Source organism: Peribacillus sp. Bi134, from assembly GCF_918698065.1.
Taxonomy (GTDB): Bacteria; Bacillota; Bacilli; order Bacillales; family DSM-1321; genus Peribacillus.
In genome coordinates this window covers 197,111-214,740 of sequence record NZ_CAKKLN010000007.1, presented here as the reverse complement: position 1 = coordinate 214,740, position 17,630 = coordinate 197,111, and the positions used below count along the sequence as shown (strand labels likewise).

At 43.0% G+C, this 17,630-nt stretch carries 14 protein-coding genes; all 14 read left to right on the top strand.

Annotated elements, in window-relative coordinates; all coding sequences use genetic code 11:
• Position 1: 1 nt before the first annotated feature.
• The 14 genes from LQ188_RS17190 (at position 2) to spoIIGA (ending at position 17,612) form a co-directional block, all read left to right on the top strand.
• Positions 2-2,155, top strand: coding sequence for a penicillin-binding transpeptidase domain-containing protein (locus tag LQ188_RS17190; protein ID WP_230177555.1), 2,154 nt, complete (start codon positions 2-4; stop codon positions 2,153-2,155).
• 113 nt (positions 2,156-2,268) lie between these two features.
• The gene (locus tag LQ188_RS17185; protein WP_230177554.1) at positions 2,269-4,191 is read left to right on the top strand and encodes a stage V sporulation protein D; all 1,923 of its coding nucleotides are present in this window, start codon (positions 2,269-2,271) and stop codon (positions 4,189-4,191) included.
• 159 nt (positions 4,192-4,350) lie between these two features.
• Entirely contained in the window at positions 4,351-5,823 is a 1,473-nt protein-coding gene (locus LQ188_RS17180) for a UDP-N-acetylmuramoyl-L-alanyl-D-glutamate--2,6-diaminopimelate ligase (protein ID WP_101224578.1), read from the top strand.
• 88 nt (positions 5,824-5,911) lie between these two features.
• Positions 5,912-6,889 (top strand): phospho-N-acetylmuramoyl-pentapeptide-transferase, encoded by a 978-nt coding sequence (gene mraY / locus LQ188_RS17175; RefSeq protein WP_101224579.1) that lies wholly within the window; start codon positions 5,912-5,914, stop codon positions 6,887-6,889.
• Positions 6,890-8,242, top strand: coding sequence for a UDP-N-acetylmuramoyl-L-alanine--D-glutamate ligase (gene murD, locus LQ188_RS17170; RefSeq protein WP_230177553.1), 1,353 nt, complete (start codon positions 6,890-6,892; stop codon positions 8,240-8,242).
• Between the two features lie 160 nt (positions 8,243-8,402).
• Positions 8,403-9,503: a stage V sporulation protein E gene (spoVE, locus tag LQ188_RS17165; RefSeq protein ID WP_098371083.1), complete on the top strand. Its 1,101-nt coding sequence runs from the start codon at positions 8,403-8,405 to the stop codon at positions 9,501-9,503.
• Between the two features lie 355 nt (positions 9,504-9,858).
• On the top strand, positions 9,859-10,767 hold the full coding sequence (gene murB / locus LQ188_RS17160; RefSeq protein WP_230177552.1) for a UDP-N-acetylmuramate dehydrogenase: 909 nt from the start codon (positions 9,859-9,861) through the stop codon (positions 10,765-10,767).
• A gap of 130 nt (positions 10,768-10,897) precedes the next feature.
• The gene (locus tag LQ188_RS17155) at positions 10,898-11,680 is read left to right on the top strand and encodes an FtsQ-type POTRA domain-containing protein (protein ID WP_230177550.1); all 783 of its coding nucleotides are present in this window, start codon (positions 10,898-10,900) and stop codon (positions 11,678-11,680) included.
• Positions 11,667-12,359, top strand: coding sequence for a DUF881 domain-containing protein (locus LQ188_RS17150; RefSeq protein ID WP_048684595.1), 693 nt, complete (start codon positions 11,667-11,669; stop codon positions 12,357-12,359). The genes LQ188_RS17155 and LQ188_RS17150 overlap by 14 nt, the downstream gene beginning before the upstream one ends.
• Positions 12,360-12,402: 43 nt before the next feature.
• Positions 12,403-13,113: a DUF881 domain-containing protein gene (locus tag LQ188_RS17145; protein ID WP_101224584.1), complete on the top strand. Its 711-nt coding sequence runs from the start codon at positions 12,403-12,405 to the stop codon at positions 13,111-13,113.
• A complete protein-coding gene (locus tag LQ188_RS17140; protein ID WP_034313884.1) occupies positions 13,113-13,478 on the top strand; it encodes a small basic family protein in 366 nt (121 codons plus the stop codon). The genes LQ188_RS17145 and LQ188_RS17140 overlap by 1 nt, the downstream gene beginning before the upstream one ends.
• Positions 13,479-13,733: 255 nt before the next feature.
• Complete coding sequence (ftsA, locus tag LQ188_RS17135) at positions 13,734-15,032, top strand: cell division protein FtsA (RefSeq protein ID WP_034313882.1); 1,299 nt, start codon at positions 13,734-13,736, stop codon at positions 15,030-15,032.
• 44 nt (positions 15,033-15,076) lie between these two features.
• Entirely contained in the window at positions 15,077-16,237 is a 1,161-nt protein-coding gene (gene ftsZ, locus LQ188_RS17130; RefSeq protein WP_230177549.1) for a cell division protein FtsZ, read from the top strand.
• 448 nt (positions 16,238-16,685) lie between these two features.
• Entirely contained in the window at positions 16,686-17,612 is a 927-nt protein-coding gene (spoIIGA, locus tag LQ188_RS17125) for a sigma-E processing peptidase SpoIIGA (protein WP_230177548.1), read from the top strand.
• Positions 17,613-17,630: the final 18 nt, after the last annotated feature.

Genomic DNA, 17,630 nt, shown 5'->3' with positions numbered 1-17,630 from the left:
AATGCAGAAACAAAAAAATATGAAGCATGGGGCAGCCGGATTATTCTTCTTATTCGGCCTGCTCTTTTTTGTATTAGTCTGCCGCTTTTTGTATATTCAGGTGACGGGAACAGCAGGCGGGGAGGTACTGGCTTCAAAAATCGACAAGAAATATGAAAAAAAACAGGTCATAGAAGCCAAAAGGGGAAGCATACTCGATACAAAGGGGGAAGTCATCGCCGAGGATACTTCCTCCTATATCTTAAGGGCTGTACTCAGTGAAAAGGAGCCCGAGCATGTCAAGGATCCGGAGATGACCGCTAGTAAGCTTGCAAAATATATCGACATGGATGAACAGGACATTTATGAAAGACTTACGAACGGGGCATACCAGGTGGAATTTGGCAGTGCCGGCAAGGACTTGACTCAGGTCGTCAAGCAGAAAATAGAAAAATTGGAACTGCCGGGAATTACATTCGGAAGAACCAATAAACGTTTCTATCCTAATGGGATTTTCGCCTCCCATCTGATTGGCTATGTAGAAAAGGATGAAGAAACGGAAGAAATGGCTGGTAAGTTCGGCATTGAAAGATACCTCAATAAAGAATTGCAGGAAACGGATGGGAAGCTGACATATGACAGTGACTCATGGGGCTTCCTTTTACCAGATAAGGAGGAAAAGGTGGTTGCCCCGGATAATGGAAATGATGTCATGCTGACCATCGATAAGAAAATACAAACGTTCTTGGAAGATTCGATGAGCAAAGTGCAGGAAAAATACGATCCCGAACAAATCATAGCGATTGTCTCCAATCCAAAAACGGGGGAGATAGTGGCGATGGGGCAAAGGCCTACCTTCCATCCGACAACGAAAGTCGGGCTTACGGATACATGGCGTAACCTAGCTATTGAAGAAACATTCGAACCGGGTTCAACCATGAAAACATTCACCCTTGCCGCTGCTGTTGAGGAAGGGGTCTTTAATCCGAATGAAAGTTTTGTGGCAGGTACCTACAAAGCCGGATCGGGGAAAATCGGAGATCATAGCGGAATCGAAAGAGGGAAGAGCATGACCTTTCTTGAAGGGGTTCAGCGTTCCTCTAACGTAGCTTTCGCAACACTTGCAATGGATAAGATAGGAGCGGATACTTTTCGTGAGTATTTGACTAAGTTCGGATTTGATAAAAAAACGGGAATTGACCTGCCGAACGAGATAACCGGTAAAATTCAATACAAGTATAAGCTTGAAAAAGTGACTACTGCCTTTGGACAGGGTTCGACCGTTACACCGATTCAACAAATCCAAGCTGCATCCGCAATTGCCAATGACGGAAAAATGATGCGGCCATACGTAATAAAAAGCATCTCCGATCAAGATACCGGAAAAACTTTGAAAACGACAAAGCCGAAAGTGACAGGGCAACCGATTTCGGAAGAAACTGCAAAACAGGTACGTGATTATTTGGAAACGGTAATTTCTGCGAAAAAAGGAACTGGGAAAAAATATGCCATTGATGGTTATGAAGTAGCGGGAAAAACCGGTACCGCACAAATTCCAGGTCCGACAGGTAGATATTTAGAAGGGAAAAATAACTATGTATTCTCCTTTTTAGGCATGGCTCCAAAAGATGATCCACAGTTGGTCATGTATGTGGCGGTCAAGCAGCCGAAGTTAGGTGCATCTTATGTTGGGGCTGATCCATTGTCAGAGATATTTAATCCTGTCATGCAAAATAGCCTGCAATATCTAAACATCAAACCTTCTGATGTTAAAAAACAAAAAGCAAATAAAATCAAAGACTATACGAATCAAACCGAGAGTTCAGCTGTCAAAGAACTGAAGGAACTTGGCTATGATGTAAGTACGATCGGAAGTGGGCGTAAAGTACTCGATCAATCCCCAAAAGCCGGGAGTATACTCTTACAGGGTGAAAAGATAATACTTCGGACTGAAGGAGAAATGAATGTTCCTGACATGAAAGGATGGTCCCTGCGCGATGTTATGAAATTGGCTAAGGTTGCAAAACTGGATCTGAAAACTGAAGGTGCTGGATATGTGAGTAAACAAAGTCTTGAGGCCGGGAAAAAAGTAAAGGAAGGAGAAACCATCAATATTGAATTATCCCAGCCTGAAGGGGCTGGTGTAGATATACCGACTAAAGAGAAAACAGAGTGAAGATAAAGAGGGGATCCCAAATGGATTCCCTCTTTATTTCTTTCAAGGTTTCTAGTCTAGCATCGATTAGACAAGCATATATTGAAGCATGTATGAAATGGAGGTGCCTGTTTTTGCGTGTTTCGAATGTTACTGTCCGAAAACGGCTGGCAATCGCATTGGCGATCGGTATCGTTGTTTTTTTTATCATTGATATCCGATTGGGAATTGTACAGTTTTATCTTGGGGATAAGTTGACGGGGCTGGCTAAAGATTCCTGGAGCAGGAATATTCCTTTTGAAGCCAAACGAGGAGAAATTCTCGATCGGAATGGTGTCGAGCTGGCAACGAATATATCTGCGCCAACGGTCTATGTCATCCCAAGGCAGATTGAGAATCCAGGGGAGACGGCGGAACAGCTTGCTTCAATATTGGATATGACAAAGGAAAAGGCTTATCAATGGTTAACGAAACAGGCGATGAGCGTCAGGATTCCGGAAGGCAGAAAGATATCTCATGAAAAGGCGAAGGAAATTAAAGCATTAGGGATAAAGGGTGTTTATATCGCTGAAGATTCAAAGCGGCATTACCCATTTGGTGAATACCTTTCGCATGTTCTTGGCTTTACGGGCTCCGATAATCAAGGGTTGATGGGTATTGAATTGTCTTATGATAAGGAACTAAGCGGGGAAAAAGGATTCGTTAAATTTTACTCGGATGCGAAAGGGAAAAGGCTTGAGAATATGGCAGATGACTATAAGCCTCCTGTTGATGGCGATAACCTGAAGCTAACAATCGATAGCAAAATCCAGACAATCGTGGAGAGGGAGCTCGATAATGCGGAGGCGACATATGATCCCGATGGGATAATTGCCATTGCAATGAACCCGAATACCGGGGAAATATTGGCAATGTCCAGCAGGCCGACCTTCGACCCAGCCAATTTCCAAAATGTACCTTCAGAAGTGTATAATCGTAATTTACCAGTTTGGAGTATATATGAACCAGGTTCGACTTTTAAGATCATCACGCTTGCTGCGGCGCTTGAGGAAGGGAAGGTCGACTTAGAAAAGGAACATTTTTATGATTCCGGTCATGTGGAAGTGTCAGGGTCTACACTGCACTGCTGGAAAAGCGGAGGCCATGGTGACCAAACTTTTCTTGAAGTCGTCGAGAATTCATGTAACCCGGGGTTTGTTGAATTAGGGAACCGGCTTGGTAAAGACAAGCTGTTTAAATATATAAATGATTTCGGGTTTGGGCAAAAGACGGGGATAGATTTAACCGGAGAAGGAAAAGGAATCATGTTCAACATGGATCAAGTGGGTCCGGTTGAGCAGGCAACGACTGCGTTTGGACAAGGTGTTGCCGTAACGCCCATTCAGCAGGTGACAGCGGTATCGGCTGCTGTGAATGGCGGAACTTTGTATACACCTTATATCGCGAAGGAACTAGTGAACCCAAAAAATGGGGAAGTGCTGATGCGAAAGACCCCACAGGCGAAGAAAAAGGTGATTTCAGAAGCAACCTCTAAGAAAGTCCGTCAAGCACTTGAATCCGTTGTAGCCCAAGGTAGCGGTAAAGGAGCTTTCGTGGAGTCGTACCGGGTCGGCGGGAAAACGGGTACTGCCCAAAAAGCTGAAAATGGCCGATACCTTGAAAATAATTATATTCTCTCATTCATAGGTGTCGCTCCAGCGGATGATCCGCAAATCGTCGTTTATATAGCTGTGGATAATCCGAAAGGGACGGTACAATTCGGCGGGGTAGTAGCCGCACCGATCGTTGGGAACATCATGGAGGATTCACTTAGGGCCATGGGCGTCAAGCCAAGGAAAAACCAGATTGAGAAGGAAACGGTCTGGACGGATCCCGTAATGGTCGAGGTACCTGACGTTGTGGGCCTCAGCAAAAAAGAGTTGCAAACCCAGCTCATCGACCTTAAGCTGGATATTGCCGGAAATGGGGATAAAGTCATAAATCAAGCCCCGGATCCAGGCGTTAAAGTAAAACAAGGCTCTACAATAAGAATTTATCTTGGCGAAAATACAGAATAAGTATAATATAATATATGAATAGTTAAAGCGGCTGAAGAATCATCAGCCGCTTTGTTTACGGAGTCGGGATAACCCCGTATAATTGAAATTGGTTTTCTCGACAAGCCGAGGCTAATCACATATAATGAATCCTCAAATTAAGTTGAGAGGGATGGAAAAATGAAGCTTCACAAATTACTATCTTATTTACACTCCTTATTTCCGTATGAAGGAGAGAATCCTGAAATCACCTCCATTGAAAATGATAACCGTAAAGTCATAGACGGAAGTTTATTTGTTTGTATAAAAGGTTATACAGTCGATGGTCATGATTTTGCCCAACTTGCTGTAGAACATGGAGCTGCAGCAGTCATTGCCGAAAGGCCGCTTGACCTCGATGTTCCCGTGATCGTAGTCAGGGATTCGAGCAGGGCGATGGCGGTGCTTGCCGATGCATTTTATGGCCATCCGACTCAAAAGATGCGCTTGATCGGAATAACAGGTACGAATGGAAAGACGACGACCAGTCACTTATTGGAAAAGATTTTCGAGGATCGACAAGAAAAAACAGGCTTGATTGGCACGATGTATACAAAAATTGCCGATACGGTATATGAAACCAAGAATACGACGCCAGATAGCGTTACGCTGCAGAAGGCTTTTCATGAAATGACCGAAGCATCAGTTACCACGGCCATTATGGAAGTTTCATCTCATGCACTTGAGCTTGGACGCGTCCATGGCTGTGATTATGATATTGCCGTCTTTACGAATCTTACACAGGATCATTTGGATTTTCATAAGACCATGGACAGATACAGGCAAGCAAAATCCTTGTTTTTCTCACAGCTCGGCAATGCTTACATAGAAAATCGTCCTAAATATGCTGTGCTTAATGCTGATGATGAGGCAACAGCCGATTTCATTAAAGCGACTGCTGCGACAGTGGTTACATACGGCATAGACAAAGAAGCGGATATCAGGGCCACGGATATAAAAATTGATGCAAATGGCACATCTTTCACCTTGACAGCAGGTAAAGAAGAGCGTTACATTCAGCTGAAGCTAATTGGTAAATTCAGTGTTTATAATGTACTATCTGCCATCTCTGCCGCTCTGTGCGCCGGTAACGATCTGGATGAGACAATTAAATCCATCGAGGAAATAAAAGGTGTTGCAGGCCGTTTTGAGCTCATTACAGCGAATCAGGACTTCCCGGTCATTGTTGATTATGCTCATACTCCGGACAGCTTAGAAAATGTACTCAAGACTGTTGGTGAGTTTGCTAGAAAGAAAATCTTTGTGATAGTTGGCTGCGGCGGGGACCGAGACAAGACAAAGCGTCCCATCATGGCCGAAATTGCATGCAGCTTGGCGACTGACCCGATCTTCACTTCGGATAATCCGCGAAGTGAAGATGCTGCCCAGATCCTCCGGGATATGGAAGCTGGTGTAGCAGGCAAAGAATATACGGTTATCGAAGACCGCAGGCAGGCGATAGCTTACGCTGTTTCCAAGGCGGAAGAGGGCGACGTTATATTAATAGCTGGAAAGGGTCATGAAACATATCAATTGGTCGGTGACGAAGTGCTTCACTTCGATGACCGTGAAGAAGCGGAAAAGGCGATTCAAAGTCGTTTAGGTTCAGTTTGAACCGGCGCTAAATTGCCCTGGAGCAAATAAGAAAAGACATCAAGCAGAATTTTATATTTGAATTGTGTTAGGAATGAGGGAGTAAGGAATGTTGGAACAAGTGATTTTTTATACGATTTTGGTGGCGTTTTTAGTAACCGTTCTTCTTTCGCCGATTTTCATCCCGTTTTTAAGAAGATTGAAATTCGGGCAAAGTATCAGGGAAGAAGGCCCACAATCGCATCTGAAGAAAACGGGAACACCTACCATGGGCGGTTTGGTCATATTATTATCTGTTACCATCGCTACACTGATCATGACTTTGAAATTCTCGGCACCTTCAACCGAAACGTATTTATTACTATTCGTTACTTTAGGTTTTGGTTTATTAGGTTTCCTGGATGATTTCATCAAAGTGGTCATGAAGCGAAACCTGGGACTGACCTCCAAGCAAAAACTGCTTGGACAAATTGTGATTTCGGTCATCTTTTACTTCGTCTTTAAGCAGACAGACCGTTTTAATCCTGAATTGACGATTCCAGGCACTGACTTTGCTTTTGATTTTGGCTGGTTTTATCTGTTTATCGTTATTTTCTGGCTTGTAGGTTTTTCGAATGCCGTCAATTTGACGGATGGGCTTGATGGACTTGTCTCAGGAACATCAGCCATTGCCTTTGGTGCTTTTGCCATTTTGGCCTGGAGTCAGTCACAATATGATGTCGCTATTTTTTCGGTGGCGGTTGTCGGTGCAGTACTTGGATTCTTGGTATTCAATGCACACCCAGCAAAGGTTTTCATGGGGGATACGGGTTCCTTGGCCCTTGGAGGAGCGATCGCAACCATCGCTTTGTTAACGAAGCTTGAAATCCTCCTGGTAATCATTGGCGGAGTCTTCGTCATAGAGACGCTCTCGGTCATCCTGCAGGTAGGATCTTTTAAAACGACTGGTAAACGTATTTTTAAAATGAGTCCGCTTCACCACCATTATGAGCTTTCCGGCTGGTCGGAATGGCGCGTCGTCGTGACTTTCTGGACAGTGGGGCTGCTGTGTGCGGTACTCGGAATCTATTTAGAGGTGTGGATATAATTGAAAGAGACTGCAAAGTATTCAGAGAAAAAGATATTAGTATTGGGTTTGGCAAAAAGCGGAGTGATGGCAGCTTCGCTTCTACATAAATTAGGTGCATTCGTGACAGTCAATGACATGAAGCCATTATCGGAAAATCCTGAGGCTCAAGGACTTCTTGAACAGGGAATCAAAGTCATCTGCGGCAGTCATCCGATCGAGCTCCTTGATGAAGGTTTCGAGCTGATCGTGAAAAACCCGGGAATCCCTTATCGGAACCCTATTATAAAAGGGGCATTGGAAAAAGGGATTCCAGTTATAACGGAAGTTGAACTGGCCTATCAGATAAGTGAGGCACCTTTCATAGGAATCACTGGTACAAATGGGAAAACGACCACGACAACATTGATATACGAAATGTTGAAAACCGGTGAAAAATCCCCGCTGATTGCCGGTAATATCGGGACAGTGGCTTCTGGTGTTGCCCAAAAAGCAAAACCCGATGACTCGATCGTCATTGAATTGTCGTCGTTTCAGCTAATGGGAATAGACGAATTTCGTCCTGAAATTTCAATCGTGACAAATTTGTATGATGCACATTTGGATTATCACAGTTCCAAACAGGAATATGTCGAAGCAAAAGCTGCCATTACAAAAAATCAAATAGCCTCAGATTTCATGATTTATAATGCAGATCAAGATCTTGTTTTATCCATGGCGAAAAAGACCAAGGCTGAACTTGTTCCTTTTTCAGCTGAAGTGAAACATGAAAATGGAGCCTATGTGGAAAATGGCGCCGCCTGTTTCCGAGGAGAAAAAATCATTGAAGTTTCAGAGATAGCCCTTCCCGGAAAGCATAATTTGGAAAATGTGCTCGCGGCCATCTCGGCGGCAAAACTGAAGGGTGTAGCTAATGAAGCCATTCAGACTGTACTGAAAACATTTTATGGTGTGGAGCACCGTCTGCAGTTTGTCGCAACGATTGATAACCGTAAATTTTATAATGATTCGAAAGCGACGAACATTCTTGCAGCTTCCAAAGCATTAACATCCTTTACGGAACCTGTCATCTTATTGGCAGGCGGTTTGGATCGCGGAAATGAATTCGATGAGTTGAAACCGGCGATGAAAAATGTCAAAGCCGTGATAACTTTTGGTGAAACTGCAGAAAAAATTGAACGGATAGCAAAAGAAATAGGAATAGCGAATATAAAACGTGTCGATAATGTAGAAAAGGCCGTGCCGGCTGCATTTGAATTATCAAATGAAGGCGACTGCATTCTTCTCTCCCCGGCTTGTGCAAGCTGGGATCAATATAAAACTTTTGAGCAAAGAGGAGACATGTTTATGGAGGCCGTGCATAAACTTAAGTAAGAGCTTACGCAAAAGAGAAGTGAACCTACTTCTACGTTGACACCTTGGAAAAAAGCGATAATGAGCCGTTATCGCTTTTTTTTTGACTAAAGTGCTGACAAGCAATCAGCATAGATGTTTATATTCGCAGGCTCGAAAAACTTCCTAGAGGTGGATGTCCGTGCCATTAAAAAAATCGAATCCTGATCTCATTCTCATTATCGTCACCTTAAGTCTTTTGACTGTTGGATTAATCATGGTTTACAGCGCGAGTGCCATATGGGCAACATATAAATTTGATGATTCGTTTTATTTTGCTAAAAGACAGTTGCTGTTTGCCTGCGTTGGTGTCATAGCCATGTTTTTCATCATGAATGTGGATTACTGGACGTGGCGGACATGGGCCAAGATCCTTATCATCATTTGTTTCATTATGTTACTGGCTGTACTTGTACCGGGTATAGGGATGGCGAGAAATGGTTCGAGGAGCTGGATTGGTGTAGGTGCCTTTTCGGTCCAACCTTCTGAGTTCATGAAGCTGGCAATGATCGCTTTTTTAGCTAAGTTTTTATCAGAACGGCAAAAGCTGATCACCTCCTTTAAAAAAGGGATGCTTCCATCCTTGGGTTTAGTGTTTTTGGCATTTGGATTGATCATGTTACAGCCGGACCTTGGAACGGGAACGGTAATGGTTGGAACGTGCATCGTCATGATTTTTATTTCCGGGGCAAAGATCAGTCACTTTGTCGGGTTGGGGCTAATCGGGGTAGCAGGTTTTATCGGTTTGATTTTGTCGGCGCCCTACCGGATAAAGAGGATCACGTCTTTCCTGGATCCTTGGGAAGACCCTTTAGGCAGCGGGTTTCAAATGATTCAATCGTTTTATGCAATCGGGCCCGGTGGATTGTTCGGCCTGGGACTCGGGCAAAGTCGCCAAAAGTTTTTCTATTTACCAGAACCGCAGACTGATTTCATTTTTGCCATCCTTTCAGAGGAACTTGGCTTCATCGGGGGCTCTCTTGTCATTTTATTATTTGCGCTCATGCTTTGGCGGGGAATTCGGATCGCACTTGGTGCCCCTGATTTATATGGGAGCCTTGTAGCGGTGGGAATCATTGCGATGGTCGCCATACAAGTGATGATCAATATAGGGGTGGTAACGGGACTGATGCCAGTTACGGGGATCACCTTGCCCCTCTTAAGCTATGGCGGTTCATCACTGACGCTCATGTTGATGGCGATTGGGGTGCTCCTGAATATTAGCCGTTATTCAAGGTTCTGAAATAAGAAAAATATATGGTTGAGCAAAAGGGAAGTCCTGTTAAACGCAGGGCTTCCCTTTTTTTACATTGAAAACCCTTGCCGGAAAACGATTTTGGAGGGAGCCTTGCCGAAATTTAGAAATAAATGAAATGTCGCTTAAATATTACCATGTATGAATGTTGAGGAATCCACAATAAATATTGGCAATACGGCTTTGTTTAGACTATAGTATAAGAGGGTTAGGCCGTACTGGGGCTTGCTTCTGTTCATTTTTCTGCTAAAAGGCGTTATTAATCTTGTAATATAAGGGACCTCATGGAAGAGGAAATGAAAATTTATAACTTGGAATTTTTGGAACAACAAGGAGGTTTATCATGGATAATGTGATAAAGCAATTAACTGAAATGAAAATCGGCAAAGTTCTTGAACAGGAACCGCTTGCGAATCATACAACTATGAAAATTGGGGGGCCGGCTGATTTATTCATCGTGCCGTCATCCATTGAAAATATAGAAAAAACGATGCAGGTCATTAAAGATCATGGGATGCCATGGAGGGTAATCGGCAGGGGCTCGAACCTACTTGTCAGTGATGGCGGAATTGAAGGTGCCGTTCTTAAATTGGGTAAAGGACTTGATCATCTCGAGATAAATGGGACGGAGATAAAAGCAGGAGCTGGGGTATCACTTGTCAGCCTGTCCGTGCAAATCAGTAAAAAAGGGTATGCAGGATTGGAATTTGCCAGTGGAATTCCTGGTTCCGTCGGCGGAGCAGTCTATATGAACGCTGGTGCACACGGTTCCGATATGAGTGAAATTCTCAAGGAGGCACATGTTCTTTTCGAAGATGGAACTTTAGCATGGCTTTCGAAGGAAGAAATGGAGTTTTCTTATCGAACTTCTCTGCTTCAGAAGAAAAGACCGGGTATCGTACTGGAAGCAATATTTCAATTGACAGAGGGCGATAAAACCGAAATCGTCGAAAGAATGCAGAATAACAAGAATTACCGTAAAGATACCCAGCCGTATAATCTTCCATGTGCCGGGAGCATATTTAGGAATCCACTTCCACATCATGCAGGTAAATTGGTCGAGAATGCAGACCTGAAGGGACATTCTATTGGAGGAGCCCAGATTTCACCAATGCACGGGAACTTTATCGTTAACACAGGTAATGGAAGTGCAGCTGATGTTCAAGCCTTGATACAGCATGTGAAGGATACTGTGTATGATAAATTTGAAATTGAAATGGAAACAGAAGTGGAAATTATCGGCAGAAAATAATGGATTCATTATATCCAAATATTGTGATATAATGTGTTACCTTTTAAAGTTTGTAAATAGCCAAATATTGAGTTTGTCTTGATTTCACACTTTCAAGAACCATCCATTTTTTCAGGAAGAGGTGAAGGGGATGGAAAAGGGGAAAATCGTTTCCATTGAGGACCGCATCCCGAAATTAAAACAATTAAGAAAAAGCAAAGCAAACAGGCGGCTTGTTCTTTTGCTTTCCCTTTTCTTCATTCTGGTTGCTTGTGTGCTATATTTCTTATCCCCGTTGAGCTATGTGAAATCCGTGCAGGTAGAGGGGAATCGTTATATTACTTCCAAACAGATCATTAAATTGAGTAAGGTGAAGAAGGATCGAAGCATCTGGAAGGTTGATACAGGGGAAGCAGCAGCCAATATCAAAAAAAATCAAGAAATAAAAAGCGTTAAGGTGACTCCGGTATTTCCCAATTCCATTAAAATCACGGTTTCGGAACATAACAGGATGGCATATCTGTCCAATAATGGGAAGTTTGCACCCATTTTGGAAAACGGGTCCGTTTTAGAGGAGCTAGCAACAGGCGAAATTCCAGTATTTGCCCCTGTTTTAATTGGTTTCAAAGAGGGTAAAGCATTAAAGTTGCTTTTAGAAGAGCTGGACAAGCTTCCTGTCGAGATTCAGAATGCCATTTCAGAAATTCATTATTCTCCAACCAAAACCGATGACTATCATATCGTCATGTTCATGAACGATGGGTTTGAAGTAAGTGCGACAAGCCGGACTTTATACGAGAAAATGATTCACTATCCATCGATAGTCAGCCAGTTGGATCCAAATGTAAAGGGAGTCATCGATCTGGAAGTTGGTTCTTATTTTAAAGCATATGAAGACGCTGAACAAAAGGAAGACACCAATGAGGAAAATTAATGGCAAACGGGTGGTTTTACCCCTGGTTTGCGTGGTTCTCGGATTCATGATTGCCTTCTCTTACAATCTGACCAAAGAAGGTGAAGGTGCAGGGAAGGACAAAGCCTGGGATCAGGAATATGAGCTCAGGCAGCAGCTGATCGAACAAGAGAAGCAGAACCGCGAACTTCAGAAGGAACTCCTCCAGAAGCAAGAAAATGTATCCCAAATAGAAAAAGACCTAGCTCAGGAAAAGCAGCTTTTTTTCAATTTGGCAAAGGAAACGGAAAAATACCGAATGTTTCTCGGAAAAGTGAAAGTGAAAGGCTCAGGCCTTCAGGTGACGCTTGAAGATGGTACAGATATGGAATCGGAAGCCAATGTTAATAATTACCTCGTCCATGAACAGCATGTCTTCAAGGTCGTTAATGAACTATACATATCAGGTGCAGAGGCTGTTGCGATTAACGGTCAAAGGTTAAATCATGATTCATACATAATCTGTAATGGGCCTGTGATTACAATCGATGGCCATCAGCATCCTGCTCCCTTCATCATATCTGCGATAGGGGACCCGGAAGTCCTGGGTGCTTCACTGGATTTACCGGGTGGCATCAAGGAACAGCTGGTTAATGAGAATATTATCTTTACAGTGGAAAAGCAAAAGAATATCATTTTTGATCCAATTATTGGAGGGTGATCGTGACCGCCGGATTCGATGAAAGATTGGTGAGAAACTGGAAATGAAAAAAAAGCTTTCTTTTAGTTTGGTTACGTTGATTGCTGGCTTCATGCTCGCTATTCAATTCAATTTGGTGAATCAGCCTGTCGTATCCGATACAAGGGATATGTGGGAACTGAAAAATGATTTATTGAAAGAACAGCAGACCCAGGCGGAATTAATAGAGGGTATCAGTAAGCTTGAGGGAAAAATAGCATCTTATGAAACAAAGAAAAATGAGAGTAAGGAAGAAGTCTTGCGTGACACCCTGACCGAATTGAAGACTGATGCAGGTTTGACCGAAATAAGAGGTAATGGGGTAATCGTAGCTATACAGCCTATCAAAGCCGATATCCTTCTTGGTGAGAAGGTCGAGTATATTTCACCAGTATTGATCATTCGGCTCATTAATGAAATGTATAGGTATGGCGCTGACGAAATTTCCATTTCAGGACAAAGGTATATATCAACATCGGTTATTCGTGATATTAATGGGCAGCCGAAAATGGACGGATATCCTCTGGTTCATTACCCGGTCGAAATGCAGGCAATAACCGTGAATCCAAAGAGACTGAAGCAGCGCATTGAAGGTTCCGAACTTATGGATGATTTCTTTATAGACAATTTTGAAGTGCAGATTAAGGTGCCTTCCGGCGAGTTGACATTGCCGGCTTACCAAAATGCTATTAACGTGGAACATATGGAACCCATTATGGATGGGGGGGAATCGTGATGTGGCTTTCAGTTTTTGGTCTGTTGATTGGAATCACCCTTGGTTTTTTGGTGGATTTTGATATTCCCCATGAATATTCAAATTATCTCTCCATAGCCGTGCTTGCTGCTTTTGATACCTTATTTGGGGGAATACGGGCTCATTTGCAAAATCTTTATGATGAAGTTGTATTTGTAACAGGATTCTTCTTTAATATTATTTTAGCCGCAGGTTTGGCTTTTCTAGGTGTACATCTTGGTGTAGACTTATATTTAGCCGCAATCTTTGTATTCGGTGTCAGGCTCTTTCAAAATATTGCCCTGATTAGAAGGATCCTGATTGAAAAATGGTCCATTTCCCGGAAAAAGCAGAAAAAAAATCTATAATTTTAAAGGGAATTAAGTTATAAATGACGAATAGTTTATGGCAGTATCTAGTTTTTTTAGTAAATCAGTCTCGTAGAGAAGCGAACAATATGCACCATAAAGTACGAGTTTTGTTCGGGAAATACAAAATGAAACGCTTATCTATGTAATTCGTCAGTTGTTGTAAACAGTTCTGTTATTCTATAATGTATAAGTCTTCGATATAAAAATGTTATTCTACTAATACATGTATAAAACTGAAGGAGGTGCCATGGAATGAACAGCAACGAAATATACGTAAGTCTTGACATCGGTACATCCAGTGTAAAAGTTATCATTGGGGAAATGGTCAATGACACATTAAATATAATCGGTGTAGGAAATGTTAAATCAGAAGGGCTCAAAAAGGGTTCGATCGTCGGTATAGATGAAACCGTCCAATCCATTCAAAAGGCTATAGAGCAAGCAGAACGGATGATAGGGATGGAGATAACAAAGGTAATCGTCGGCATAAGTGGAAATCATGTGACGCTTCAGCCGTGTCATGGGGTAGTAGCGGTATCCAGTGACAATAAAGAGATTACCGAGCATGACGTTTTCCGTGTCAGGGAAGCAGCGGAGTTAATAACGATACCATCCGACAGGGAAATCATCGACGTGGTGCCGATTCACTACAAAGTTGATGAACTTGATGAAATCAGTGATCCACGGGGCATGATAGGTGTCCGGTTGGAAATGAGAGGGATTTTAATCACAGGTCTTCGGACAATTTTACATAATACGCTGCGCTGTGTGGAAAGGGCAGGATTGGAAATAACCGATATCGCCCTTCAGCCTTTAGCCGCAGGTTCCCTTGTTTTATCCAAGGATGAAAAAGAACTTGGTGTGGCACTTGTCGATATTGGCGGAGGTTCCACGACTCTGGCAATTTTCGAACAAGGCTATTTACAATATACGTCTGTGATACCTATAGGCGGGGAAACACTTACGAAAGACCTTTCCATCGTTCTAAGGACGACGATGGAAGAAGCTGAGAAAATAAAAGTGAAGCATGGACATGCCTTTTATGATGACGCGTCTGAAGATGAAGTATTCCAAATACCGATCATCGGCAGTGATCAGCAACAGACCTGCAACCAGTTAATGCTTTCGGATATCATTGAAGCGCGGGTGACCGAAATATTCGAGTTGATTCAAGATGATTTGAAGAGACTTGGCTTCCAGGATATACCGGGTGGTTTCGTGTTGACCGGGGGCGTCGTCAAGATGCCGGGTGTCCTGGAGCTAGCTCAATATGTATTCCAAAACCGAGTAAGGACAGCTGAACCCAATTACATCGGTGTTAGGGAACCCCAATACACCACGGCTGTTGGTTTGATTAAACACGCATGCAAGAAAGAGAGAATGCAAAAAAACACCGCTAATAAAACTCCTGTAGCAGCTGGACAAGCACAAGAAGATAACGACCAGCGCAGCCAGAAGGTTTCTCAGAAAAACAAAGAGAACACGGCTAAAAAACAAGGTGAAAAAGGTGAATCTAAATTCAAAAAAATCCTAGGTTACTTTTTTGAATAACAATCATTAAGAATCGGGAATTTCGTCAAAATAGGAGGATTGTCATGTTGGAGTTTGATTCTAATCTAGAACAATTAGCAACGATAAAAGTAATAGGTGTTGGCGGCGGCGGAAACAATGCGGTAAACAGAATGATCGAGCATGGAGTACAGGGTGTTGAGTTTATTTCTGTCAATACTGATGCACAGGCTCTTAATCTATCAAAAGCAGAAATCAAAATGCAAATCGGTGGAAAGCTTACACGCGGTTTGGGTGCAGGTGCCAATCCCGAGGTAGGAAAAAAAGCTGCAGAAGAAAGCAAAGAGCAGATCGAAGAAGCGCTTAAAGGTGCCGATATGGTATTCGTAACGGCTGGAATGGGCGGCGGTACGGGAACGGGGGCTGCTCCTGTCATAGCGGGCATTGCTAAAGATCTAGGAGCACTTACAGTGGGCGTAGTTACGCGTCCATTTACCTTCGAAGGCCGAAAACGTGCAACACAGGCACAAGGCGGCATTTCATCCATGAAGGAATCGGTTGACACACTGATCGTCATTCCAAACGACCGCCTCCTTGAAATCGTCGATAAAAGCACGCCAATGCTTGAAGCATTCCGTGAAGCGGATAATGTGCTTCGTCAAGGTGTACAAGGGATTTCAGATCTAATTGCTGTTCCAGGTCTAATTAACTTGGACTTTGCCGATGTGAAGACGATCATGTCCAACAAAGGTTCCGCACTTATGGGAATCGGGATCTCCTCAGGGGAAAACCGTGCGGCGGAAGCGGCGAAAAAAGCCATTTCCAGTCCGTTGCTTGAAACATCGATTGATGGTGCCCAAGGCGTACTGATGAATATTACCGGTGGTACGAACCTAAGTCTATTTGAAGTCCAGGAAGCGGCCGATATCGTGGCTACTGCATCCGATCAAGACGTAAACATGATCTTTGGTTCGGTTATCAATGAAAACTTAAAAGATGAAATCGTCGTTACGGTAATTGCAACAGGCTTTAACGAGGTTGAAGCTTCAATACGGCCTACTGGACGTCCAACACTCGGACAACAGCAGCAATCAAGACCTCAGACACAACAACAAACGCCACAGCAAAACGTGAAGCGGGAAGTGAAAAGGGAAGAAGTCAATGAACAGCCTGCACGTAATGCCAATCAAGGTGACGAGGCCTTGGATATTCCAACATTCCTCCGTAACCGTAATAGACGCCGTTAATATCGACGTCACATGCCGTCCCCATTTGGGGACGGTTTTTTGTCGTTTAAATGAATTCCTTAAAAGCAGTAGTGTCCAATCATAATGGGGGCATTCTTCAGCTTTATCACTCTGACCGAAGTGCAGGACGCAATCTGCATAATAGTATCTTTGTTCTTGCCTGCATGTCCCTCAGCGGTATCTGACGGTTCGCCTTGGCAGAAGGAATCCAAAAAGATGAGAGCAATAAATTATTAAACTTTTATAACATAAATCGACAGAAGTAAAAGGGAGCAGGATAGTCTCCATGACTGTAATGAAAATATCAATAGCTGTTTTTCTACAAAAAGGGTAAAAATGACTGAAAAACTCTTAAGTTTTCAGTACAAAAAGTGACACACTTTCTAAGGGCAGGTACGCTATACTTTTTGCTAGTGGAAGGTTAGTTCATAAAAGGAGGGGAGGGTGTTTGACTTTATATTTAGATGTGATCTGGTTGTTGAATTGGTTATTTGACTGCCTCCTTTTATATTGGACCGCAATTATTCTCAAACGAAGGGTAGCTCTTTGGCGGGTATGCATCGGCGGGCTGATTGGTTCCTTCATTATCGTATTGGCATTCACTCCTTTTTATGCAATTGCCGACCGAGTGTATATGAAGATTTTAGTATCCCTGGTCATGGTGCTGGCAACCTTTGGGTTTAATAGGTTAAAACTTTTCATGAAATCGGTGGCCACTTTATATTTCGTGACGTTTTTATCGGGAGGAATCCTTCTGGGACTACATTACCTATTTGAATTCCAAATCGTGTCAAAGGACCCTGGTCAATATACAGGAATCAACCGTTTTGGGGATCCTGTCAGCTGGATATTCGTAATGATCGGGTTCCCGCTCGCATGGCAATTTTCCAAGCGAACACTTGAAGGAATGGAGATGACAAAACTTACACATGAACAAATGGTTTCGGTCTCGGTTAAAATTTCTGACTTCGAAGGAAAATTTCATGGATTGGTGGATAGCGGCAATCAACTATATGACCCGATTACACGTTCCCCAGTAATGATCATCTCTCTTTCTGGCGGGGAAGCAGGAATTCCGGACGATATGCTGGAACTTTTTAAAAACCCTGATAACCTGATTAGTCAGGAAGAGCAGCCCGAATATTCATGGACAGGAAGAATGCGTGTCATCCCTTATAAAGTCGTGGGTCATGAACATCAGCTGTTAACCGCAATCAAACCGGATTACATCAAAATCGTTCAAGGAGAAAAGGAATTTCACGTCAAGCAGGGTCTCGTTTCGTTTACCTTTCAGCAACTCTCTCCAGACAATAGCTATCAATCTATCGTTCACCCGAAAATGTTAACCGGGATACCGGTGCAAAATGCCTCCTGAACCATCGATTCACTCTTA